Annotated in this window: 19 protein-coding genes and 1 tRNA gene; 16 read left to right on the top strand and 4 right to left on the bottom strand. The window is 41.7% G+C overall.

What is annotated here, in order from left to right:
• Positions 1 to 14 precede the first annotated feature (14 nt).
• The 4 genes from AC3Z9T_RS05195 to AC3Z9T_RS05210 all read left to right on the top strand — a co-directional run bounded on the left by AC3Z9T_RS05195 (position 15) and on the right by AC3Z9T_RS05210 (position 2783).
• Positions 15 to 90 (top strand) — tRNA-Asn (locus AC3Z9T_RS05195).
• A gap of 185 nt (positions 91 to 275) precedes the next feature.
• Positions 276 to 1319, top strand: a complete 1044-nt coding sequence (pyrC, locus tag AC3Z9T_RS05200; protein ID WP_490125163.1) for a dihydroorotase — start codon at positions 276 to 278, stop codon at positions 1317 to 1319.
• Between the two features lie 190 nt (positions 1320 to 1509).
• Positions 1510 to 1764 (top strand): biofilm formation regulator BssS, encoded by a 255-nt coding sequence (gene bssS / locus AC3Z9T_RS05205; RefSeq protein WP_490125164.1) that lies wholly within the window; start codon positions 1510 to 1512, stop codon positions 1762 to 1764.
• Positions 1765 to 2189: 425 nt separating this feature from the next.
• The gene (locus tag AC3Z9T_RS05210) at positions 2190 to 2783 is read left to right on the top strand and encodes a LuxR C-terminal-related transcriptional regulator (protein ID WP_490125165.1); all 594 of its coding nucleotides are present in this window, start codon (positions 2190 to 2192) and stop codon (positions 2781 to 2783) included.
• A gap of 66 nt (positions 2784 to 2849) precedes the next feature.
• Here the strand turns inward: AC3Z9T_RS05210 and trhO are convergent, their stop codons facing one another.
• Complete coding sequence (trhO, locus tag AC3Z9T_RS05215; RefSeq protein ID WP_490125166.1) at positions 2850 to 3896, bottom strand: oxygen-dependent tRNA uridine(34) hydroxylase TrhO; 1047 nt, start codon at positions 3894 to 3896, stop codon at positions 2850 to 2852.
• Positions 3897 to 4164: 268 nt separating this feature from the next.
• Here trhO and AC3Z9T_RS05220 point away from each other — a divergent pair, with 268 nt between their 5' ends.
• Both AC3Z9T_RS05220 and AC3Z9T_RS05225 read left to right on the top strand, forming a co-directional pair.
• Entirely contained in the window at positions 4165 to 4797 is a 633-nt protein-coding gene (locus tag AC3Z9T_RS05220) for a DUF1007 family protein (RefSeq protein WP_490125167.1), read from the top strand.
• Positions 4788 to 5813 carry a nickel/cobalt transporter gene (locus AC3Z9T_RS05225; RefSeq protein WP_490125168.1) on the top strand — a complete coding sequence of 342 codons (1026 nt, stop codon included), beginning with the start codon at positions 4788 to 4790 and terminating at the stop codon, positions 5811 to 5813. The genes AC3Z9T_RS05220 and AC3Z9T_RS05225 overlap by 10 nt, the downstream gene beginning before the upstream one ends.
• Before the next feature lie 376 nt (positions 5814 to 6189).
• Here AC3Z9T_RS05225 and ttrA read toward each other — a convergent pair whose 3' ends face one another.
• Genes ttrA through ttrB form a run of 3 tightly spaced genes read right to left on the bottom strand, consistent with a single transcriptional unit; the run spans position 6190 to position 11034 of the window.
• Positions 6190 to 9276: a tetrathionate reductase subunit TtrA gene (gene ttrA / locus AC3Z9T_RS05230; protein WP_490125169.1), complete on the bottom strand. Its 3087-nt coding sequence runs from the start codon at positions 9274 to 9276 to the stop codon at positions 6190 to 6192.
• Entirely contained in the window at positions 9269 to 10297 is a 1029-nt protein-coding gene (ttrC, locus tag AC3Z9T_RS05235) for a tetrathionate reductase subunit TtrC (protein WP_490125170.1), read from the bottom strand. The genes ttrA and ttrC overlap by 8 nt, the downstream gene beginning before the upstream one ends.
• Complete coding sequence (gene ttrB / locus AC3Z9T_RS05240) at positions 10297 to 11034, bottom strand: tetrathionate reductase subunit TtrB (RefSeq protein ID WP_490125171.1); 738 nt, start codon at positions 11032 to 11034, stop codon at positions 10297 to 10299. Before ttrB ends, ttrC begins: the two co-directional genes overlap by 1 nt.
• 251 nt (positions 11035 to 11285) lie before the next feature.
• On the opposite strand from ttrB, the gene ttrS reads away from it, so the two are divergent.
• The 10 genes from ttrS (at position 11286) to AC3Z9T_RS05290 (ending at position 22627) form a co-directional block, all read left to right on the top strand.
• A complete protein-coding gene (gene ttrS, locus AC3Z9T_RS05245) occupies positions 11286 to 13019 on the top strand; it encodes a tetrathionate respiration histidine kinase TtrS (protein WP_490125172.1) in 1734 nt (577 codons plus the stop codon).
• Positions 13020 to 13075: 56 nt separating this feature from the next.
• A complete protein-coding gene (gene ttrR / locus AC3Z9T_RS05250) occupies positions 13076 to 13672 on the top strand; it encodes a tetrathionate respiration response regulator TtrR (protein WP_490125173.1) in 597 nt (198 codons plus the stop codon).
• Positions 13673 to 13814: 142 nt separating this feature from the next.
• Positions 13815 to 14759, top strand: coding sequence for a Kdo(2)-lipid IV(A) acyltransferase (locus AC3Z9T_RS05255; protein WP_490125174.1), 945 nt, complete (start codon positions 13815 to 13817; stop codon positions 14757 to 14759).
• Between the two features lie 53 nt (positions 14760 to 14812).
• Positions 14813 to 16033, top strand: coding sequence for a multidrug efflux MFS transporter MdtG (gene mdtG, locus AC3Z9T_RS05260; RefSeq protein WP_490125175.1), 1221 nt, complete (start codon positions 14813 to 14815; stop codon positions 16031 to 16033).
• A gap of 403 nt (positions 16034 to 16436) precedes the next feature.
• Entirely contained in the window at positions 16437 to 17969 is a 1533-nt protein-coding gene (locus AC3Z9T_RS05265; RefSeq protein WP_490125176.1) for a peptide MFS transporter, read from the top strand.
• A gap of 124 nt (positions 17970 to 18093) precedes the next feature.
• Positions 18094 to 18885, top strand: coding sequence for a PhzF family phenazine biosynthesis protein (locus tag AC3Z9T_RS05270; protein WP_490125177.1), 792 nt, complete (start codon positions 18094 to 18096; stop codon positions 18883 to 18885).
• Between the two features lie 91 nt (positions 18886 to 18976).
• Positions 18977 to 19390: an acyl-CoA thioesterase gene (locus AC3Z9T_RS05275; RefSeq protein ID WP_490125178.1), complete on the top strand. Its 414-nt coding sequence runs from the start codon at positions 18977 to 18979 to the stop codon at positions 19388 to 19390.
• A 184-nt stretch (positions 19391 to 19574) separates the two neighbouring features.
• Positions 19575 to 20030 (top strand): DUF1097 domain-containing protein, encoded by a 456-nt coding sequence (locus tag AC3Z9T_RS05280; protein ID WP_490125179.1) that lies wholly within the window; start codon positions 19575 to 19577, stop codon positions 20028 to 20030.
• Positions 20031 to 20481: 451 nt separating this feature from the next.
• Positions 20482 to 21528 carry an aliphatic amidase gene (locus AC3Z9T_RS05285; RefSeq protein ID WP_490125180.1) on the top strand — a complete coding sequence of 349 codons (1047 nt, stop codon included), beginning with the start codon at positions 20482 to 20484 and terminating at the stop codon, positions 21526 to 21528.
• Between the two features lie 76 nt (positions 21529 to 21604).
• Complete coding sequence (locus tag AC3Z9T_RS05290; RefSeq protein WP_490125181.1) at positions 21605 to 22627, top strand: AAA family ATPase; 1023 nt, start codon at positions 21605 to 21607, stop codon at positions 22625 to 22627.
• Position 22628: the final 1 nt, after the last annotated feature.

Below are 22628 nucleotides of genomic sequence, written 5' to 3' on the forward strand. Positions count from 1 at the left end.
TCGCTTTAGGGAGTTCCTCCATAGTTCAGTCGGTAGAACGGCGGACTGTTAATCCGTATGTCGCTGGTTCAAGTCCAGCTGGAGGAGCCAACTTAAAGATCTCTTCTGTAATATTTCGCTAATTTTCCTCTATTATTCCCTTATCAAATATTTTCACCATCTGGCAAGATAATCATTAATTAACATAGATATTTTATCGTTTTCGTTTTATTATCCTGTTCCGGCTTGAGCACTCCTCGCTCATCACTTTATTTTCCCCTAACGGAGCCGGTTTCATGACAACTACTTTAACTATTCGCCGCCCTGATGATTGGCATGTACATTTTCGCGATGGCGAAATGCTGAAAACCGTTGTGCCTTACACCAGCCAGTTTTTTGGTCGTGCCATTGTCATGCCAAACCTTGTCCCACCAGTGACAACCATTGAAATGGCGAAGGCCTACCGTGAACGTATCCTGCAAGCTGTTCCTGCTGGCCAGCAATTTACCCCGTTAATGACCTGCTATTTGACTGATAGCACCAATGCCGATGAGTTGATCCGCGGTTTTAATGAAGGCGTTTTTACTGCATGTAAGTTATATCCAGCGAATGCGACAACAAACTCAAGTCATGGCGTCTCTGATATTAAAAATATCTACTCAGTACTGGGTGCAATGGAACAAGCAGGCATGCCTTTACTGATCCATGGTGAAGTCACCGCCAGTGATATTGATATTTTTGACCGTGAAGCACGCTTTATTGAACAAGTTATGGAGCCGCTCAGAAAAGCTTTCCCTCAATTGAAAGTCGTTTTTGAGCACATAACTACCAAAGAAGCAGCACAATACGTGCAAGAAGCAAGTGGCTCTTTAGCAGCGACACTAACGCCCCAACATTTGATGTTTAATCGTAATCACATGTTAGTCGGGGGTGTTCGCCCGCACCTGTATTGCTTGCCTATCCTGAAACGTAATATCCACCAAGAAGCCTTGCGCGCTGCTGTAGCCTCAGGGAGCGATCGTTTCTTTTTAGGGACAGATACCGCACCACATGCCCAACACCGTAAAGAGTCCTCTTGTGGCTGTGCAGGTGTATTTAACGCGCCAACAGCATTGGCTGCCTATGCAACAGTCTTTGAAGAATTAGGGGCATTAGCGCACTTTGAAGCATTCTGTTCATTAAATGGTCCAAAATTCTATAATTTACCCGTCAATGAAGGCTATATTCAGTTAACCAAAGAGCAAAATATCACTACCGAAATCATTGAGTGTGGTAATGATAAACTCATCCCATTCCTCGCGGGTGAAGATTCTCGCTGGACTGTACGTAATATTGATTAGTTGTTTTCAACGGGGAGCTTTGTTCCCTGTTGATTTTTGCATTAACTGTCATTAGTACACAAAAAAGTCTGTGATCCCCTTTTCAATTGGCAAAATCCCCTTATACTAACAAGTACTCATTGCATATGAGTTTTCGCCCTTAGTCAGTTATCGATAACTATTTATCACGCAGTATGATTAGGAGGTGTCCATGAATAGAAAAGATGATGTAATTCAGACCCACCCTGTTGTTGGCTGGGACATCAGTACTGTTGATGCTTATAATGCAATGATGTTACGTTTGCATTACCTCCCAGAAAAAAGTGAACAAAATGAGAATGCCATTGTTGATAAAACAATGTGGTTAACGACCGATGTAGCCAGACAACTAATTGATATTCTACAGGCCGGTATTGATAAAATTGAATCCGGCGATTACGTAGAGCCTGACTTTAAGACGCACTAGTGAAAGTAATGGATATTTGGTGTGTGCCAAATATCCATTAATCAGGGATATTTTTATATACTCGTTATACTTCAAGTTGCAGCGCTTTTCGTTAAGGTATACGAAGCTAGGTTTACTCACGCCATTCACCGTGTTTTCTAGGCTCCTAACGATTCGTTCACTTGCCGCCTAGCTGCACCTCGAATTATTGCTAATAACAGAGAAGCCACCAATTCCTCACATAATTTTATTTTGATATTATTTTAAATTTATTAATTTCATTATAACATTTGTTGCCATGTATTATTTATTACGATAATAATATATATAATTATTAACTTATTATAAAAAAACGATGTAAGTTAATCGTAATTTATAATTCATTTATTGACTTCAACATCCATTCCCATTTATTGTAACATTCTTTTAGAACAGGGATGTTCCTTATGAGAATATTAGTTATTGATGAATGTTATTACACTCGTGTAGGCATTACTGAGTATTTATCTTCTAATAAAAAATTAGAGTTTATCAGTGTAGGATGTATCAAAGAGGCTATTAATTGCATTAACAATAGTAAGCCAACCATTATTCTTGTGAATTTAACTTATTATTGCCATCACTCAAATTTTTGCTTAGTTTTAAAAAAACTGCTAAATAGTTCAAATGAAATAAGGTTCTATATTTATATTAATGCAGCCTACCCAATATCAGATAAACCATTGTTATTAAAAAACAACTACTTTATCATGTCTAAAAATATCATTATTCCCACATTGGATAAAGTCATTAATGAACCTGAACAAATTGAAGAAACGATAAAACTAACCAGTAATGCAAACTCTTCAATATTTACATTAAAAGAACAATGTATAATCAATAGCTGGATGAATGAAACCCCCAATCATATTATTTCAAAGAAATTGGGGATCAGTAATAGTACTGTTTATTCACAAAAAAGGCATATTGCCTCAAAAGTTTACGCTAAAAATCGCATCGAGCTGTTCTTTATTTATAATATTTTTAAATACCTGTATTAAAAAATAGCCCCCAATAATTGTTTAAAAAACTATTGGGGGCTAGAACAAATATAATTCTTATGATGATTATTTGTCGTTATTTAATAAACCATCTGATAAACGGTGACGTGATTTATTGAATATTTTATTACTGACCTCACGTCCAGCACGGCGAGCTCGTTGCTCTTCTTCTGGCAATTTCATCTCTTCTGTACATGCCGTGCTGCAACAACCTTCATATTTTTCTGCACAAGAAGGGCATTGAATAAACAACAAATGGCAACCATCGTTACTGCAGTTAGTATGTGAGTCACATGGCTCACCACACTGGTGGCAATGCGCTAACATATCATCGGTGATCCGCTCGCCCATACGGTTGTCGAATACAAAGTTTTTACCTTTAAAACGTAATGGTAACCCTTGCTCTTTTGCCTTACGTGCATACTCAATAATACCGCCTTCAACGTGGTAAACATTTTTAAACCCGTTATGCAGCATATAAGCACTCGCTTTTTCACAACGAATACCACCAGTGCAATACATCACGATATTTTTATCTTTTTGTTGCTGTAGCATTTCGACTGCCATTGGAAGCTGCTCTCTAAAAGTATCAGAAGGAACTTCAAGCGCATTTTCAAAATGACCAACTTCATATTCGTAATGATTACGCATATCAACAAAAATGGTTTCAGGGTTATCAATCATCTCATTCACTTCATGAGCTTTGAGATACTGCCCTGTATTCGCTGGGTTAAATGAGTCATCGGTTATACCATCAGCGACGACTCGCTCACGTACTTTCATACGTAAAACCCAGAAAGATTTACCATCATCATCAATAGCAATGTTAAGGCGTAAATCATTTAGTTCAGAACTCGTGGTATAAATCAGCTCGCGTAGTGCCTCAACATTAGATTCAGGTACGCTGATTTGCGCATTGATCCCTTCTTTAGCAATGTAAACGCGGCCAAAAACACCCAACGCTTTAAATTGTTTGTACCAATTGTCTCTGAATGCATCAGGATCTTGGATATTGAAATACTTATAAAAAGAAATCGTCGTGCGTGGCTCGGTCTCCGCCAACATACGCTCTTTCAGGATTTTGTTCGAGATTTGGTTATGTAACACTGGCATGGTGTTCTCAATTCCTTCGTAACTCATTGATATTGAATAAATTATTGATTTTATGGATTATATCATTATAACCTAAATCAATAACCCTCTATTATGACATGAAATTAACAAAACTTCTCCAATTTTAACAAAAACACGATTACATTTCGCATATTACAAGCGATCGATAAATAGATAATGATTGAATTTATTTCAAATAGAAATTAAGTTATATTATAACATTTGATTTATTGGCGCTGCTTTCACCAAACTTGTTGAACATATTATTATGAAATTCAATGTATTGTTTCTATTCTTCTCTCTACTTTTTACCACTAAAAGCCTTGCTCATCCTCATAGTTTCATCGATATGCAGGTGGCTCCAGATGTCAAAGAACAGCAATTTGTTGGGCTGACCTTCACATGGAAAATGGATCCGATGACTTCCGCGGACATCGCCTATGAACTAAAAAATAGTAAAGAAGATGAGCCCAAATGGCGAACCCAAGCAGCTACCATCATGGCGAATATCCTCGCACAAGACTATTTCACCGATTTCTATTCTCAGGGTAAAAAAATTGCCTTTCAAACTTTACCGACTGATTACCGACTACAACGTGATGGCCTACAACTCATTTTTTCATTTACCGCACGGTTGAAGCAGCCGATCCCTGTCGCAGGCGCCGATATTGAATTTATGACCTACGACCCCACTTTTTTTGTCAGTATGACCTACCCCGATCAAAAATCACTCCACGCATCTAAAGATCCTCAAACACAATGCAAAATCACTCTGCATGAACCTAACGTTACCGACGAGCTACGTTTTTACGCCTATTCTCTGGATATTAATCAATCGCCGGAAGAAGATGAAACACTTGGGTTGCAGTTTGCTCAGAAGGTAAAAATACAATGCCAATAACTCAATCCACTAATACATCTCGCTTAAAAATAATTGGCATAGCCTTATTTTTGGTTGTTATTGCAGGTGTGAGTTATCAAATTTATCAATACTGGCCATTATGGCTAAAAACCAGTGTCGTATGGCAACGACAGCTCAATTTATCTCTCACTGAACTGTTACAAGCCACTCGTGAGCAACCATTTCAGGCTGGATTGTTATTAATGGGTATCAGTTTTTTATATGGATTACTACATGCCATTGGCCCTGGGCATGGAAAACTGATTATTACGACCTATATTGCCACTCAGCCAACTCAATTAAAACAGAGTGTCATCCTGAGTTTATTGGCCTCGTTGCTTCAGGGGCTAGTCGCCATCATATTGGTATCAGTCATTTTAATTATCTTTCAGCTGTCAACTCGTCACTTACATATGGTCGGTCAATACAGTGAAAAACTTAGCTATGCATTCGTGATCCTATTAGGCGTATTGTGTTGTTTCAAGGCACTGCGCCAGTGGTGGAAAATTCGTCAAAAAAACATCACTTCAGCACTAAAAATTCATTCATTTGCAACGCTTAATAGCAAACCAAATGCAGTGATTAAACCATTGTCCTCTGTTGAACCTGTTTGTGGCTGTGGGCATCAACATGTACCATCTCACCATCAATTACAGTCCAACCTCAAAACACAAGCTATTGTGGTCTTGTCTATGGGGCTAAGACCCTGCTCAGGCGCTTTATTAGTGCTGCTTTTTTCTTATGTTATTGGTGTGTATCAATGGGGAATACTGGCGGCACTCGCCATGGCGGTTGGCACTGCCTTAACTATTTGCGCCATTGCATTGTTTGTCTATTGCATGCGAGGAGTCGCAACTCAGATTGCCAAATCGAAAGGTTTTGCATGGTCGCCCTATTGGGGGATCGCGATTAGCCTATGTGCAGGTTTATTATTTATTTTATTGGGTATATTGATGTACCAAAGTCTCATACTCAGTGAGGTGGTTTCACCGCTTCTGTCACCTCGTTCTCGATAAAAAAGCATAAAAAAAGGAGGGCTCCCCCTCCTAGGGGCTGTTTATCTTTGAAGGTGAATTTTTATTCGAATTAAAGACATTTTAGGCAAGAGCCTCTCAACGTAGCATCAAATGAGTGAAACGTTCTTTAATCGAACCCGTAGGGCAACATTCAAACATCATTTTTAACTCAAACCATAAAGAGTTAGTCTATTAAAATGATAAATCAACTAATCAGGCTGTTTTTCAATCTTTTATCGTTGTAAAAATCATCAGCAAAGATAAATAGCCCCTAAATATTTGCCGAAGTTACGATGAGGTAGCCACATCGTAAAGCGCAATATCAACTTTTTAATTATTGAGTGACCGGAGGCAGTGCTTCCGGTCACAATTTACATTAGGCAATTAACTCAATTTTAGCCGGTAAGCCTTGTCTTACCGAAGCACCTGAGACCCAATCTAACCAAGTGTTTGCCACTTCACGGGTTGGGTCAGCAAAACCTAAATCATTTAAGTTAATCCCTGATCCATTCGCTGCATTCATTGGTAATGGGCTACCATCAAGGTAATGTTGTTTGGCCCCCATTTCTTTGTGACCATAACCATGCTCAATAGCTAGCACCCCTGGCATCACGCCATCCAATACACTGATTTGCGCCTCTGCATAACCACCCGGTGTGGTGATTTTGACCCAGTCGCCATGTTTAACGCCCATTTTCTGCGCGTCATCAGGATGTATCGCAACCATGTTCGTTGGCTTCACATGACGTAAGCGCTCGATCATGGTGGTTGAGCTACTCATCACATGTGACTTAAATGACATCAGTTTTAATGGCCACTCTGCGGGTGGGAACACCTTGTTAATATCATCACCATTGGCTAAACGTGGTGGGTAATAGGTCGGGCAGCCACTGTAACGTTCACCGGTAATAGCATGGCGATTAATCGCAACCGTTGGGTTCCAAATTTGTAAGCCTTTTTTCCACTTCGGCCCTGTAGCCTCACCGTCCCATGCTTTTTCATAAGGTGCAAAACGTCCACCGCGCGTGTAGATATAAGCAACACGGCGTATTTCTTCAGGTTTTAATGTGTTGCTTATGGCAGGTAAGATACGTTCAACGCCACTGATTTGGATATCTTCGGTTGCCGCCTCTGGAACGGGTTTCTCACCCAACCATGCCATATTAGCGGCTACCCGTAGATAGTAATCTTCGGCACTATTTAATGGGTATTTATTACCATCCATATCTTCAATGACGTTATCACCAAATCCCGGAAGATTAAGTTCTTTGGCAACTGCAATACAGAAAGCCTCCATTGAAACAGGTTGTCCATCTGCAGTTTTCACAGTGCGTGATTCAACAATAGGCCAACGTGCTGTGCTCGCTTTTACCTGAACACCTGACCATGGAGCACTAAAACCCCAGCTCTCAAAGTTATGTGTATCGGGTACAATATAGTCTGCCAGTGCCGTAGTTTCGTTCATGAAAGCATCGATACCAATGATTAATGGCAGATGTTTTGGATCTTTCAGTTTTTCTTCCATGACCTGACGGATACCTGCGATACCATAAACAGGGTTGGTCATATTGGTGATCCAAGCCTTCAATGAATACGGATAGCCCATCAGAGCAGAAGCGAGCTGTTCAGTTAACTGCCCTTTTGCAAACGGATACCAAGGCGCTTTTGCGGGATATGGTTTTTCACCCGCAGCAATACGTGCTTTAAATTCATCCGATTTTTCATAAACTTCATTACTGCGTGATAATACCACCCCTTTTGGCTTCACTTTGCCTGCATAGCTTGCCATGTTGTAACGAGGGCCGTCATTTTCACCGTTAAATTTACCGCCACCAACCGATACCCCACCTTTTAAGTTTAGGTTACCAATTAATGCATTTAACATTATTACCGACCAAGCGGTATAGAAGCCGTTACCTCCCATCATACCACCGTGAGAAATGACTGCGGCTTTACGATCATAGGACGTCAATGCGCGACCCAATGATTCAATGGTTTTCACTGGTACTTGGCAGCGTTGGCTGTACTCATCCAACGTCATGCGATCTGCGGCATCTTTCAGGCATTGGAAACTTGATTTTACCGTGACTTCACTACCATCAAATAATGTGACAGTGCGGGTCACAAACAATTCGGCGTTGCCAACATCATCAGCCTGTTTTAACTCACCCGAAGCATCTTGTACCATATAGGCTTTTTGACTTTCTTCATCTTCAGCGGGTTGACCATTGAGATGGGATGCAATCAATAATTGCCCTGCTAATGGATGATTATCATCCGTGATCACCAAGTGCGTTGAGTTAGTCCAGCTTTTCTCACCCACGGCTTGCATCGATTTTTCACTTGGAACACTCAAGTAAGCGGCATTGTAGCGCTCGTTTTCAATGATCCAACGGATCATCCCCATCACTAATGCAGCATCAGTTCCCGGCTGTACTGGAACCCAATGACCATGATCATTAGCCAGCGTCGTCGTTAACGGTAACGCAGGTGCAACCACCACATAATTAAAGTTATCGCGTAAACGCGCAGAAGCTAGTTGGCGCCCTTGGCGTTTGAAAGGGTTACCTGATTGTGCAGGTGAAGTACCAATAAATAACGCAAAGCGAACATTGTCCCAATCGGGCTTAACGTGAGCGTTTTTATCTAAATCATCCATTAATGCACCGGAGCCCGCACGATAGGCTAAGCCGCAATACGAACCGTGTGCCCCAAAGTTTTTACTACCAAATGCGTTTTGTGCAAAACGGCGAATAAAACCATCACGACCATCATCGCCTGCGTTGGTGACCAACAATTGGTTAGCTTTAGGACCTAGTTTTGGCTGTAAGGGATCAAGGGGTGTTTCGAGATCACGGATCGCACGTAAACCATCAACATGGCCTTCACCGAACAGATCACCCCCTTCAACCACTTCTTTAATCAGTTGTTCAAAGCTGATGCGTTCCCATTTGCCTTCTCCGCGTTTACCGACACGTTTCATTGGCTCAAGGATACGTAGCGGACTCGTCAAACCTTCCATCAGAGTTGCACCGCGTGCACAAGCAGTTGAACGATTTTCTAATCCACTTTCACCGCCCATTTTATTGAACGCCGTTTTCAGCGGCATCCCATAGGGGAAGTGTTTTTCATGGGACAATGGGTGATAAGGGTTACCTGCAATACGCAGAACTTCATTTTTCGCGGTATCGACACGAGCACGAATACCACATTGCGTCCAGCAACCAAAACACTGGGTCATCGCAACCACTTGTTCAGGGTTTTCTTTCCACTCACCATTGGCTTGGCCTTCAGGGCGCAAAGAGTTTCCATTGATACGATCTAAGGTGACTTTACCTGATGTGCCATTGGCAAGGCCATCAACGGCACGTTTCGCCACATCACGATAACCAGCGCCGAACAGTGCTAACCCACCAACAACTAAACCACCTTTAAGCCATTGACGTCTTGAGAATTTAGCCATGTTGCACTCTCCTAGCAAACCAACGAACACCTTCACGAATAATAATGGTTAATGCGATCCACAAACCAAAGGTTCCAAGCAATGCTAATAACCCATCCGTCCCCATTGGGAAGTGATATGGGTTAACGAGAATGTTATATTTCGGCACAGCTTGAACTTCCATTAAGAACACCCAACGTAAGCTCCACGTTAACCCCATCGCCACTAATGCAGTAATAGTGATATAAACCATTGGGCGTGTTGATTTTAAGTTACCGATTGACATCGCTAGTGAAACTAACCACAGGGCGCAGATCCCCATTAACATCCACCAACCAGGGCTAGCAACATCGACTTGATGACGTACTGCAATACCTGAAATAGTATCACCTGACAGCCACAATGCGAAACAAACGGCTAATAACAGCAAGGTGATCACTTGCATACGTGCTAAACGTTGCTGATATTGTGGTTCACGACGTGCGCCTAAGCTGATCAGCGCTGGAACAGTTTGCATCGCACTTAAGAACATCAGAACAGGGATCCACCAGCTAAACCAAATAGGGCGTGCAATCAATACCGATGCTTCTCTACCTGTGTATAACAACAATCCAATCGCTGAAAGCGCAGATAACAACGCAACCCAACGAGTTGCTTTAAACTCTTTTTTCCAAATAAACTTCACCAGCAACGCAACAAAATAGAGTCCTGTGAATGTGGTAAATAATGGTAATAACACCGATCCCCACCACATCCATGACCATAACGTTGGATGTGCGTAAAAATGCCAAACACGTGCTGTTTGATGCAAGTCAGCAGTTAAGGCTAACGGCGCAGTGATCCCCATCGTGATGGTGATAAACACCGCAATCATTTCTAATCGACTGTTTTCACTTTTACCCTGCCAATGTAGGTAGCAAGCATATAGGGTTGCACAGGCTGCAATACCAATAAAAAAGAAATATTGAACTGCCCAAGGTAACCAGAAAAACTCTTGGGGTTGCGCCATAATTTCTGCAATATAGGTCACTTGTTCACTCATCAGAACACCTCCTGCCACAATGCGGGTTGCCCTTTACCAGCCAATGGTTGAACAAAAGCATCGTCCAGACCTAAATAAAACACTTGCGGCAAGGTGCCACTTTCCGGTTTTAGGACTTTAATTTCAGCTTCATGTTCCGCTAACATTTGGCGAATTGTACTGTTAGGGTCTTTGAGATCACCGATAATACGCGCCCCACCGACACAAGACTCAACACATGCGGGCAGTAAGCCAACTTCAAGGCGATGTGCACAGAAAGTACATTTATCCGCTGTTTGCGTCGTGTGGTTGATAAAACGTGCATCGTATGGGCAGGCCTGAACACAGTAAGCACAGCCAACACAACGTTCATTATCAATGACCACAATGCCGTCTTCACGTTGGAATGTTGCTTGTACTGGGCAGACAGGCACACAAGGTGGGCTATCACAATGATTACATAAACGTGGTAGTAGAACGTTGGTGAAACCTTCTTCCCCTTTCAAGGAGACTTGGTATTGGTTCACAGTAGTACGAAATTGCCCTTGCGGTGTTTGGTTTTCCACTGCACAACTGACAGTGCAAGATTGGCATCCAACACAACGGCGCAGATCAATCAGCATCCCATAACGCTTTTCAGGATTGCCTTCACGACGAGTTGGGGAGAAATTTAGCCCTGCTTCAGCAATCGGGATCAGCGATGCTCCCGCAGTGACTGCCCCTAATTGTTGTAGAAATTTTCGTTTACTCAGATCCATAATTGGCTCCAGTAGGACATTGCTAATGGCATAAACATGGTCATTATTGGTATATTTTTGGTTTTACAGGCTTTATTAGCCGTTATTTCAACCTATTTTGGATAACCACAATAATTTTTATTTCTCTTTAAAAACGGTGTGTTATCTTTAGTTGCTTGTATTGTATGAGGAGCCACGTAACCTCCCTATTGTGGTTTACCACATACCCGTAATTAACTTGATCTAACGCAACGAATAACTCAAATACGCCTATGTCTTTGTATCGATTAATGATAGTCATGCTTATTGCCTGGTCATTTCCTGCGATGGCTGCTGAATGGAAAATTGGCGTGCTAGCGTTACGGGGCGCGGCATCCACCCAATCTCAATGGCAAACACTTGCCGATACACTGAATGAATCACTGCCTGATGAACATTTCACTCTACTGCCTTTAAATCTTGATGAGATGCGCAATGCCATTTCAGAGCAAAAAATTGATTTTTTGCTGACCAATCCCGCACAGTTTATTCAGCTCGATAGCCGCTATAACCTGCGATGGTTGCTATCGCTACGCTCTTCAGTAGAGCCAGATAGTGCCACTCGCAATGTGATTGGCAGTTTGATTTTAGTTCGTACAGACAGTGATATTACTGAAGTCAAAAACCTGATTGGCAAGAAAGTTGGCGCTATTTCACCTGATGCTTTTGGTGGGTATCTATTAGGTTATAAAGTACTAAGGGATATGGGCTACGATGCTGAAAAAGATTTCAGAATGCAGTTTCTTGGCTTCCCCGCGGATGCCCTATTGTATGCATTGCGTGACCATTCACTTTCCGCAGCCATTATCCCTGTTTGCCTGTTAGAAAATATGGATAAAGAAGGCTTAATCGATAAAAAACAATTTCGTCCTTTAATTGAGCATGACAGCTCATTATCCTGTAAAACCAGCACTGAGTTGTATCCTAATTGGTCATTTGCGGCACTCAGCGATGTCCCTGATAACCTTGTTGATAAAGTCACCAAAACATTATTATCTTCTGATAAATTAGGTATGCGCTGGGGTGCACCTGCCTCGGTTAATCAAGTCGAAACCTTATTACGTGATGTCAATCAACACCCGCAGCAACGGCAAATTTGGCAAGACATCGTCAGTTGGGTGATCCAACATCAAATCGCTATTGCATTAGTGGCACTATTTTTTATTTTATTGGGTGTTAACCACGTTTGGATTGCATTTCTTGTCCGTCGCCGCAGCCGTCAGTTGGAAGAAGCACATAACCGTTTAAGGCAACAAGAGGCTAACCTTGAAAAAGCCCAACGACTGAATATCTTAGGGGAAATGGCTTCGGGTTTCGCTCATGAACTTAATCAACCCCTTTCGGCGATCCGTCATTACGCACAAGGCTCTATTTTACGCCTCACCAAAGAGTCCGCAGAACACCCACTTATTGGTACGCTGACTAAAATCGACAACCAAGCGCAGCGAGGGGCTGACATTATTCGCAACTTACGGTTATGGGCGGGAAAACCTCATCAAGAGATCACGTTGCCTTTACATCAGCAACCGGTTCTCGCGACCATCCAACATATTTGGCAACTATTGCGAGTTTCACAGCACTATCCACATGTAAAACTGATTTTACCCGATGATCACGATATTTCACTCAAACTGCCTGACACTTTGCTCGATCAGTTACTATCAAACCTAATTAGCAACAGCTTGCAAGCAGGTGCTAATACACTGCAATTTAGTTTTCACTTTGCGCCTGAGCGATTTTTACTCGTCCTGCAAGACGATGCAGGCGGTATGGGTACAGAACAACTCACGCAAGGTATCACGCCGTTTGCAACCACCAAAAAAGCAGGGTTAGGTTTAGGATTGGTGATTTGCCAGCGGCTTATTCAAAGCCAAGGCGGTGATATTCGCATTGAAAATAATGTCAGTGAAGAAGGCTTAAATGGCCTAAGAGTGACGTTGATATTTTCGTATAATGGCAAGAAATAACATACACAGTGCTAATATTAGACAACAAACATTAATCATAATGAATGAGACAAACTATGACGCTAATTCATCTGGTGGATGACGATCCTGATGTTACAGATGCCTGTCAATTCCTACTCGAAGCCCTCGGTTATCCTGTTATTGTTTGGAATGACAGCGAGCAATTTGTTCAGCAAGCCAATCTTTTTCAAGAAGGTATCGTGTTGCTCGATATGCGCATGCCTAAACTGGATGGCCGCCAAGTTCATCAATTACTGAAAGACCAACAGAGCACCCTCGCGGTCATTTTTCTCTCAGGCCATGGGGATATCCCAATGGCGGTAGAACAGGTCAAATTAGGCGCGGTAGATTTCTTACAGAAACCTATCGATAGCCAACAATTAGCAGCAACCCTTGAACAAGCACAAACCAAAACTGTGCAGGCAACAGAAAACTATCTTATTCAGCAGCGCTATCAAACGCTAACGCCAAGGGAAAAAGAGATCTGCCAATATGTATTACAAGGCCTCATCAATCGCGAAATTGCCGATGTCGCTTGCGTTTCAGTACGTACGGTGGAAGTCCATCGTTCACGTGTGATGGAAAAAATGGCGGTTCGAAATATCGCCGAGTTAATCAGTACGTTACAAACTGCCAAATTATTGAATGAATAGTTTGTTATAATAAAATGATCATTGATTACTTTTCAGTACTCATTCAGCCATCAAATACGAACTGAGTGACTGATATCAATGTACTAATTGCTGTTGCAATAAATAATATAACTCATAACACTAACCTGATTTTTGGAAACCGATGATACAAGCTCCAAAGTTTCATAAAAGTTTATTACATCCACGCTACTGGCTAACTTGGCTCGGGATTGGGCTGCTCTATGTGCTGGTCCTGTTACCCTACCCAATCATCTATTGGCTGGGAACCCGCCTAGGCTTATTTTCAAAACGCTTCTTAAAAAAACGCGCTCAAATTGCCGATCGCAATTTGGAGTTATGTTTTCCTGAAATGAGCCTACAAGAGCGTCAACGTTATATTGATAAAAACTTTGAATCTGTAGGCATGGGGCTTTTTGAGACTGGCATGGCATGGTTCTGGCCTGAATGGCGTGTTCGCCGCTGGTGCCGCACTGAAGGCCGTGAAAACATGTTAGCCGCTCAAGCAACGGGCCGAGGTATTATCGTTCTGGGTATACACTTTCTAACATTAGAGTTGGGCGGTCGTACCTTTGGCATCCACAACCCCGGTATTGGTGTTTACCGCCCCAATGACAACAAGCTGCTAGATTGGATACAAACACGTGGTCGCTTACGCTCTAACAAATACATGCTTGATCGCAAAGATATTAAAGGTATGGTAAGAGTTTTGAAGCAAGGTGAAATTATTTGGTATGCACCAGATCACGATTATGGTCCACGTAACAGTTCATTTGCACCTTTATTTGCGGTAGCGAATGCAGCCACCACGAATGGCTCAGCAATCCTATTACGCTTAGCAGATCCTTTAGTGGTGCCATTTACTCTTCGTCGTCTCCCAGAGGGGAAAGGCTATGAGTTATTAATACAACCAGCTGTTGATAATTTCCCAATCAAAGATGAAGTCGCAGTCGCCACTAAAATGAACAAAATCATCGAAACTGAGATCCTCAGAGCGCCAGAGCAATATATGTGGCTGCATAGGCGATTTAAAACTCGCCCTAAAGGCGAAGGATCTTTATACGGCGATTTAGATAAAATTCATCATTAGTTACACTGCGGCTGTTAAGCCGCAGTGCTTTTTCAAAAATACGTAAGGAGTCTATGTTAACCAAAAACAATTATTGGAAACGTAACCTTTATGTGGTGTGGTTTGGCTGTTTCTTAACCGGTGCCGCATTTAGCTTAATTATGCCTTTTCTTCCACTGTACATTGAAGAACTAGGGGTTACTGACCACAGCTCATTGAACCTGTGGACGGGTGCCGTTTTCAGTATTACGTTTTTGTTTTCTGCCATTGCTGCGCCATTTTGGGGGAGGCTCTCCGACCGTAAAGGAAGAAAGTTGATGCTACTGCGCTCTGCGTTAGGCATGGCGATTGTGATGGTGTTAATTGGCTTCGCACAAAATATTTGGCAACTACTTGCACTCAGAGCAATACTTGGGCTATTGGGTGGCTTTGTACCTAATGCTAACGCATTAATTGCGACCCAAGTGCCCGTGAAGAAAAGCGGTTGGGCAATGGGGGTGTTAGCGACGGGGGCTGTCAGCGGTGCGCTGATTGGCCCATTGATTGGCGGCCTGCTTGCTGACCAATACGGCTTGCGCCCCGTATTTTTTATCACAGCAACAGTCCTGTTTATCTGCTTTTTTGTGACGTTGTTTTACGTCCGTGAACGCTTTACCCCTGTTTCACGTAAAGACTCGCTTAATACCAAACAAGTTTTTGCCTCACTGAAAAACAAAAACTTAGTCATCAGCTTGTTTTTCACCACCATGATTATTCAAGCTGCAATGGGCTCGATTAACCCTGTTATTACCCTATATATCCGTGAACTGTCGAATTCAACAGAGAACCTCGCCTTTATCAGTGGTGTCATTGCTTCCATACCCGGTATTGCAGCCTTACTCAGCGCCCCACGCTTAGGTAAACTCAGTGATCGTATTGGCCCTGAAAAAGTCCTATTAGCCGTGTTAGGCGCCTCGATATTTGTATTGTTCCCTATGGGGTTGGTAAGTAGTTATTGGGAGCTCGGTGCTTTACGTTTTTTACTTGGCGCACTCAATGCGGCATTACTGCCTGCGGTACAAACCCTGATTATCTATAATATTTCCCACGAAGTGACTGGACGGATTTTTAGTTATAACCAAGCATTACGCGATGTAGGTAATGTTACAGGTCCATTAATGGGGTCGTTTGTTGCAGCAAGCTATGGCTTCCGTGCGGTTTTCTTTTTCACCGCTGCTTTAGTTTTATTCAATCTTATTTATTCATGGTATATGATCAAACGCCAAACACAGGGCTGTAAAGCACCTTCTATTTAGCTTTTTACACAAAAAAATTTATCGCCATTTTGATATTCGTAGTTTATTCATTTCCCTCATTTATTGTAGGTATAACAGCATTTTATGCAAAAACAGCAAAAAGCATACCTTAAGCTTATGTTTTTGAAAGCTATGCCTGTTTTATAATCTACTCTTTTCATGTCAACAAAATTCCTGTATCTTCGCCTACCTTATCGTGAGAAATGCGATTGATATCGACTTTTCACCTTAAAAAGATGCTTTTCACCATAAACATATTCTGTTTATAAGTGTTTTTATAATAATGTATGTTAAAAATATGTTTACATACTAACGTTAACATATCTCTATATTTTGGCGCCTTCAGCTTTGCAGGGCGTTTTTTCAAGCACAACCAAATCAAAAATAAATATCGGAGTTACAGATGAATACTTCTGCGACCAAAACAAAAACCTTCTTTGGGCATCCATACCCACTGAGTTCATTGTTCCTCACTGAAATGTGGGAACGGTTCTCATTTTATGGCGTACGTCCACTGCTCATACTGTTTATGAGCGCGGCCTTACTACAAGGTGGCATGGGCCTACCTATTGAGCAAGCATCCGCTATCGTTGGTATCTTTGCTGGTGGGGTCTATATCACCTCACTGCCTGGGGGCTGGTTAGCTGACAACTGGCTAGGTCAACGTAGAGCTGTTTGGTACGGCTCATTGATCATCGCATTTGGTCACTTATCCATTGCCATGTCTGCGTTTTGGAGTAATACCTTCTTTTTCGTTGGATTGCTGCTGATCGTTCTTGGTACAGGACTTTTCAAAACCTGTATTACCGTTATGGTTGGTACGCTGTATAAGAAAGATGACACACGCCGTGATGGCGGTTTCTCACTGTTTTATATGGGTATCAACATGGGGTCATTTATTGCTCCGCTGATCATCGGGCCACTACATGAAAAATACGGCTGGCACCTTGGCTTTGGTCTCGGCGGTATCGGTATGTTAATTGCCCTACTGGTGTTCCGTTTTTACGCTATCCCACAAATGCGTCGTTATGACAAAGAAGTTGGCTTAGATTCCACTTGGAACCGCCCAACCGTTGAGCGTAAAAATGTCGGTAAATGGGTTACCGTTGCCATGGCGTTACTGGCGGTACTGGTTATCTTAATCGATAACGGTACGATCCCATTTAATGCTTCTACAATCGCAAAAAGCTCTGCTTATATCATTGCGACCTGTGTTGCCATTTATTTCTTTTTCATGTTCTTCTTTGCTGGCCTTAACAGTAGCGAACGTTCTCGCCTACTTGCTTGCCTGATTTTATTAATCGCAGCAGCATTTTTCTGGTCAGCATTTGAGCAAAAACCAACTTCATTTAATATCTTTGCACGTGACTATACTGATCGCCAAATGGGTTCATTCGAGATCCCAACGATTTGGTTCCAATCAATTAACGCACTGTTCATTATTCTATTAGCACCGGTATTTAGCTGGTTCTGGCCTTCTCTTGCTAAGCGCAACCTAAACCCAAGCAGTATGACCAAGTTTGTTATTGGTATCCTATTTGCTGCGGGTGGTTTTGCAGTCATGATGATGGCGGCAAACCAAGTGTTAGCGACTCAATCAGGTGTATCACCGTTCTGGTTAGTCTCCAGCATTTTGTTACTAACACTCGGTGAGCTGTGCTTAAGCCCAATAGGGCTTGCCACGATGACGCTGCTAGCTCCACAAAAAATGCGCGGTCAAGTGATGGGTCTGTGGTTCTGTGCAAGTGCGCTAGGTAACCTTGCAGCAGGTATCATGGGCGGTAACATCAATAAAGAACAGCTGAATTCAATGCCTGAACTGTTCTCACATGTTTCAATGGCATTAGTTATCTGCGCAATTGTTCTGGCTGCATTAATTATCCCGGTCAGAAAAATGCTGAAAAACGCCGATGCTAATGAAGCCAAAGCGAAATAATTTCTGCTAGTTGTTTATAATAACACCCGATAAGCGATGAAACTTATCGGGTGTTTTTTATTTCGACGATTCATCATTTTAAAGTATATACTTTCCACCATTACTTTATTTTTTGGAATACAATATGAGTGGTCTATCGCTTCCTGTTTACTATGTCGATGCTTTTACTCATCAACAATTTCAAGGTAACCCTGCGGCTATCGTCTTGTTAGAAGAATGGCTTGCTGATGAGCAACTGATCGCGATCGCCGCAGAAATTAATCTCTCAGAAACCGCATTCTTAGTTAATGATCATATTCGTTGGTTTACTCCCAACCAAGAAGTAAAACTCTGTGGTCATGCGACCCTTGCATGTGCATTCGTACTCCATCAATTTAAACAATTGCCAATCACCCCTTTTACTTTTCAATCTCTTTCAGGCGAACTCACCGTTTATAAAAATCAGCAAGGTTTCACTCTCGATTTCCCGATCCTTGAAACCGAACAAGTTGCTGTGTCTGATTATCCACAACTGTCTGACCTATTGGGGGTTGAAATTGCCGCTTTGTGGCTAGCAAAAGATCGCTATGTCTGCTTTTTACACGACGCAACTCAGGTCGCCAACTGTAAACCTGACTTTATCGCGATGGCAAAACTTCCCTTATCAGGGCTAACCATTACCGCGGCAAGTGATGAAGCAAATGCTGATTTTGTGTCGCGCTACTTTGCACCGGCAAAAGGTGTCGATGAAGATCCGGTTACAGGTACCTCACACTGTGCAATTGCACCTCTTTGGGCCAAGCAATTAAATAAAACTCAGTTAATTGGCAATCAAATATCGGCGCGTGGCGGTATTGTTCGATGTTCTGTTGAAGGTGAGCGCGTGAAGTTAACTGGGGAAGCAACACTGTTTTTGACTGGCAATATTCACCTCTGATAAAGATCTCAAAAGTATTGTCAGTGTAATTTTTTTTGAAAGCATATTACACTGACAGCCTATTGTTTTTTATTATCGCTAAGGCAACATCATGTGTTCTGAAGTTGATGAGCTCATCACCCAAAAAATCAAAAATTCAATCACCAGTGTCTCCAAAGTTATCTTCCCTACCACCACCAACCATCATGACACCTTGTTTGGTGGCACTGCGTTGGCATGGATGGATGAAGTTTCTTTTATCACGGCGACACGCTTTTCCCGTAAGCGCTTAGTCACCGTTTCAACCGAAAAGATTAATTTCACTCACCCTATTCCTTCAGGCACCATTGTCGAACTGATTGGCAAAGTCAGTCGTGTGGGTCGAACCAGTTTAACGGTGAATGTTTCTATCTTTTTAGAAGATATGTACCGTGAAGGCCGCGAAGAAGTGATCCACGGACAGTTTAATTTTGTGGCAGTTGATGATAACGGTAAACCAACCCCCTTGTTTGATGCGCAGCAATAATCTCTCGGGTGGGGTAAATAATTCTGTTTATCCCACCTTCTGCATATATCTTGATCGAAATACTTTTTTTATCCTACAAGCTAATGATAGAATCCCCGCCCTTCGAGAAATCGATACGTGATAACAGCTTGGCCTCGCCATTGCTCTATTTGACTCAATCATAGCAATCATTGTAAGTACCACTGTGAAAATACTTTTTTCTATTTCGTTAACGACTGCAATACTTTCCGCTGTTTGGGCATGGCTAGCTAACTCATTAGGGTTAATTGGCTGGGCTGGTTTTTTAGGTTGCACCTCCTACTTTGCTTATCCAAAAGAAGGTTATAAAGGATTATTGATTACCTTGTTAACCGTTGCTAGTGGTGTTGTTTGGGGATTAGTGATGATCCACAGTAATAGCCTATTAAACAATATTCCAAATTTTGTGGAATATCTGATCACCGGTGTGGTGGCATTTATTATGTGCATTCAAGCTAAGAAGATATGGTTTTCTTATATACCAGGCACTTTCATTGGCGCCTGCGCCATATTTGCAGCTCAAGGGGATTGGCCCGTCACGTTATCATCACTACTGATTGGTGTGTTATTTGGTTTTTCAATGAAAAAAAGCGGTTTATGGCTATCTGAAAAACTCAAATAATCAATGGGGGTTGTTGCCTTGAAGTTCTGTGCAGATATTTCAACTGTGATTTAACCGATATAAACAACAACCCACTACTTGAAATATAATCGTAAAAAATCACTCCATCTGACTCATGGCAAGACGATTTATTACCTTTTTTTAACACCTCGATAAAAATCAAAATAAAACCATCAAAATAAGATGATTTAATGCTGATTTTTTTCTCATTTCCCACCAATTTAAATAGAGTTTTAATTTAGAACAAAACATAATTAATAACATAATCAATTGGTTAACCTTGTTTTCACTAGGTGGTGATCTCAATCACGGATTAACATATTCCACTCACACCCTCTCACTCGAATAGTTATATTTACCTAGTCATTTAACGATTATTAAACACTGTATTTTGACTGATCCAAGGCGTATCTAAGTCGCTTAAAACATGACGAGTATATAAGGAAACACTATGAGACATGGTGATATATCCAGCAGCCCAACTTCTGTCGGGGTTGCTGTCGTAAACTATAAAATTCCTCGCTTACACAGTCGTAAAGAAGTCATTGAAAATGCAAGTAAAATATCAGATGTGATCGCTGGCGTAAAAACAGGCTTACCAGGCCTTGATCTGATCATTTTTCCTGAATATAGCACTCAAGGGATCATGTACGACCATGAAGAAATGATGGAAACGGCAGCAACCGTTCCCGGTGATGAAACACGAATATTTTCCGCGGCTTGTAAAGCGAACAAAGTTTGGGGCGTTTTTTCAATTACAGGGGAGCAACATGAAGACCACCCTTTAAAAGCACCTTATAACACCCTGATCCTGATCGATGATAACGGCAATATTGTCCAAAAATACCGCAAAATTATTCCATGGTGCCCTGTCGAAGGCTGGTATCCGGGCGACAGAACCTATGTTTCAGAGGGGCCAAAAGGGTTAAAAATCAGTTTAATTATTTGTGATGATGGCAATTACCCTGAAATATGGCGTGATTGCGCCATGAAAGGTGCTGAATTGATTATTCGTTGTCAGGGCTATATGTACCCAGCCAAAGAGCAACAAATACTCATGGCAAAAACTATGGCATGGGCAAATAACTGCTATGTCGCTGTCGCGAATGGTACAGGCTTTGATGGCGTATATACCTACTTTGGACACTCTGCAATTATTGGCTTTGATGGTCGAACACTTGGCGAATGCGGTGAAGAAGAGATGGGTATTCAGTACGCTCAACTCTCCGTGACTGAAATTCGTGATGCACGCAAATATGATCAATCACAGAATCATCTGTTTAAAATTTTACATCGTGGCTATACAGGTATTTATAATTCGGGCGATGGCGATAAAGGATTAGCTGAGTGCCCATTTGAGTTTTATCGCAGCTGGGTATTAGATGCAGAAAAAACACGTGAACAAGTAGAAAGCATCACTCGTGATACTGTCGGTGTTTCAGAATGCCAAGTTTATGATTTACCCACTAGGGGAAATAAAACCAAAGATGTTGATTAACATTCATTAATAAAAAGTAGTAACTCACTGTCTACTAAGAGTTACTACTAAAATCGTCGTTATGTAGGAATAAACTATGCCTTTTATCAATGACATGTTGGCATCAAATCATCCACAATCAGAAAATGACGACGCCTCGCCATTACCGCAAGATTTGGGGCGATTTCGCTTTGTTTTTGATCCCGATAGCGTTATTCAATCGATAGAACAACAGATCATTGGTCAGAATGATGTATTAAAGCAGCTTAAAGATGTGTTGTACTGCATTAAAGCCAATATATTTGATCCCGATAGGCCACTGAGTACCTTGCTATTTTTGGGGCCAACAGGAGTAGGTAAAACAGAAACGGTTATTGCTTTAGCAAAAGCTCTCAATAATGGCAAAAATCTCTCTTGTCGCATTAACATGAATACTTTGTCCCAAGATCATTATGCAGCATCATTATCAGGTGCTCCCCCCGGTTATTCAGGGAGTAAAGAGTCCTATTCCTTATTTGATAGTGACAAAATAGCCGGCAGTTATAGCACGCCGAGTATCGTTTTGTTTGATGAAATAGAAAAAGCCAGCAAAGAAGTGATAACAACATTACTCAACATTCTTGATACGGGGGAATTAAGCCTTGCCAATGGGCAAAAGAATATCAGCTTCAAAAATTCGATTATTATTATGACATCTAATTTGGGATCAAAAGATATCCTGAATGAGCAACCAACACTATTCAATTTTTTTAAAGTAAGGTCTCAGCAACAAAAAATGCTTAAGCGGCTTGAACAACGCTTTGAGCCTGAATTTATTAACCGTATTGACCGAAAAATCAGTTTCAAAAAAATAGGCCCAGAACAAGCTATCAAAATTATTGAGTTAGAACTATCAAAACTAAATAAAAGGATCGCACGCTCTTCCATCACTGTGGCACTGGACAGCGCAGCAAAAGTAAAAATAAATTCAATGTGTGACCGTCGTTATGGTGTCCGAGATATAAAGCGCGTATTTAAAGTCCATATAGAACCTTTAGTGGCTAACATAATCTTGAGTGGAAAACAGAGTCAATACATCGAATTTACTGTAGATGATAACCAATTGACCCTCAAGAGGTGAT

It is taken from the genome of Providencia sp. 6390 (assembly GCF_058148425.1).

Bases quoted from the DNA above. Each gene is read 5' to 3' on its own strand.
- pyrC (WP_490125163.1), top strand. From the start codon at position 276: ATGACAACTACTTTAACTATTCGCCGCCCTGATGATTGGCATGTACAT.
- bssS (WP_490125164.1), top strand. From the start codon at position 1,510: ATGAATAGAAAAGATGATGTAATTCAGACCCACCCTGTTGTTGGCTGG.
- AC3Z9T_RS05210 (WP_490125165.1), top strand. From the start codon at position 2,190: ATGAGAATATTAGTTATTGATGAATGTTATTACACTCGTGTAGGCATT.
- trhO (WP_490125166.1), bottom strand. From the start codon at position 3,896: ATGCCAGTGTTACATAACCAAATCTCGAACAAAATCCTGAAAGAGCGT.
- AC3Z9T_RS05220 (WP_490125167.1), top strand. From the start codon at position 4,165: ATGAAATTCAATGTATTGTTTCTATTCTTCTCTCTACTTTTTACCACT.
- AC3Z9T_RS05225 (WP_490125168.1), top strand. From the start codon at position 4,788: ATGCCAATAACTCAATCCACTAATACATCTCGCTTAAAAATAATTGGC.
- ttrA (WP_490125169.1), bottom strand. From the start codon at position 9,276: ATGGCTAAATTCTCAAGACGTCAATGGCTTAAAGGTGGTTTAGTTGTT.
- ttrC (WP_490125170.1), bottom strand. From the start codon at position 10,297: ATGAGTGAACAAGTGACCTATATTGCAGAAATTATGGCGCAACCCCAA.
- ttrB (WP_490125171.1), bottom strand. From the start codon at position 11,034: ATGGATCTGAGTAAACGAAAATTTCTACAACAATTAGGGGCAGTCACT.
- ttrS (WP_490125172.1), top strand. From the start codon at position 11,286: ATGTCTTTGTATCGATTAATGATAGTCATGCTTATTGCCTGGTCATTT.
- ttrR (WP_490125173.1), top strand. From the start codon at position 13,076: ATGACGCTAATTCATCTGGTGGATGACGATCCTGATGTTACAGATGCC.
- AC3Z9T_RS05255 (WP_490125174.1), top strand. From the start codon at position 13,815: ATGATACAAGCTCCAAAGTTTCATAAAAGTTTATTACATCCACGCTAC.
- mdtG (WP_490125175.1), top strand. From the start codon at position 14,813: ATGTTAACCAAAAACAATTATTGGAAACGTAACCTTTATGTGGTGTGG.
- AC3Z9T_RS05265 (WP_490125176.1), top strand. From the start codon at position 16,437: ATGAATACTTCTGCGACCAAAACAAAAACCTTCTTTGGGCATCCATAC.
- AC3Z9T_RS05270 (WP_490125177.1), top strand. From the start codon at position 18,094: ATGAGTGGTCTATCGCTTCCTGTTTACTATGTCGATGCTTTTACTCAT.
- AC3Z9T_RS05275 (WP_490125178.1), top strand. From the start codon at position 18,977: ATGTGTTCTGAAGTTGATGAGCTCATCACCCAAAAAATCAAAAATTCA.
- AC3Z9T_RS05285 (WP_490125180.1), top strand. From the start codon at position 20,482: ATGAGACATGGTGATATATCCAGCAGCCCAACTTCTGTCGGGGTTGCT.
- AC3Z9T_RS05290 (WP_490125181.1), top strand. From the start codon at position 21,605: ATGCCTTTTATCAATGACATGTTGGCATCAAATCATCCACAATCAGAA.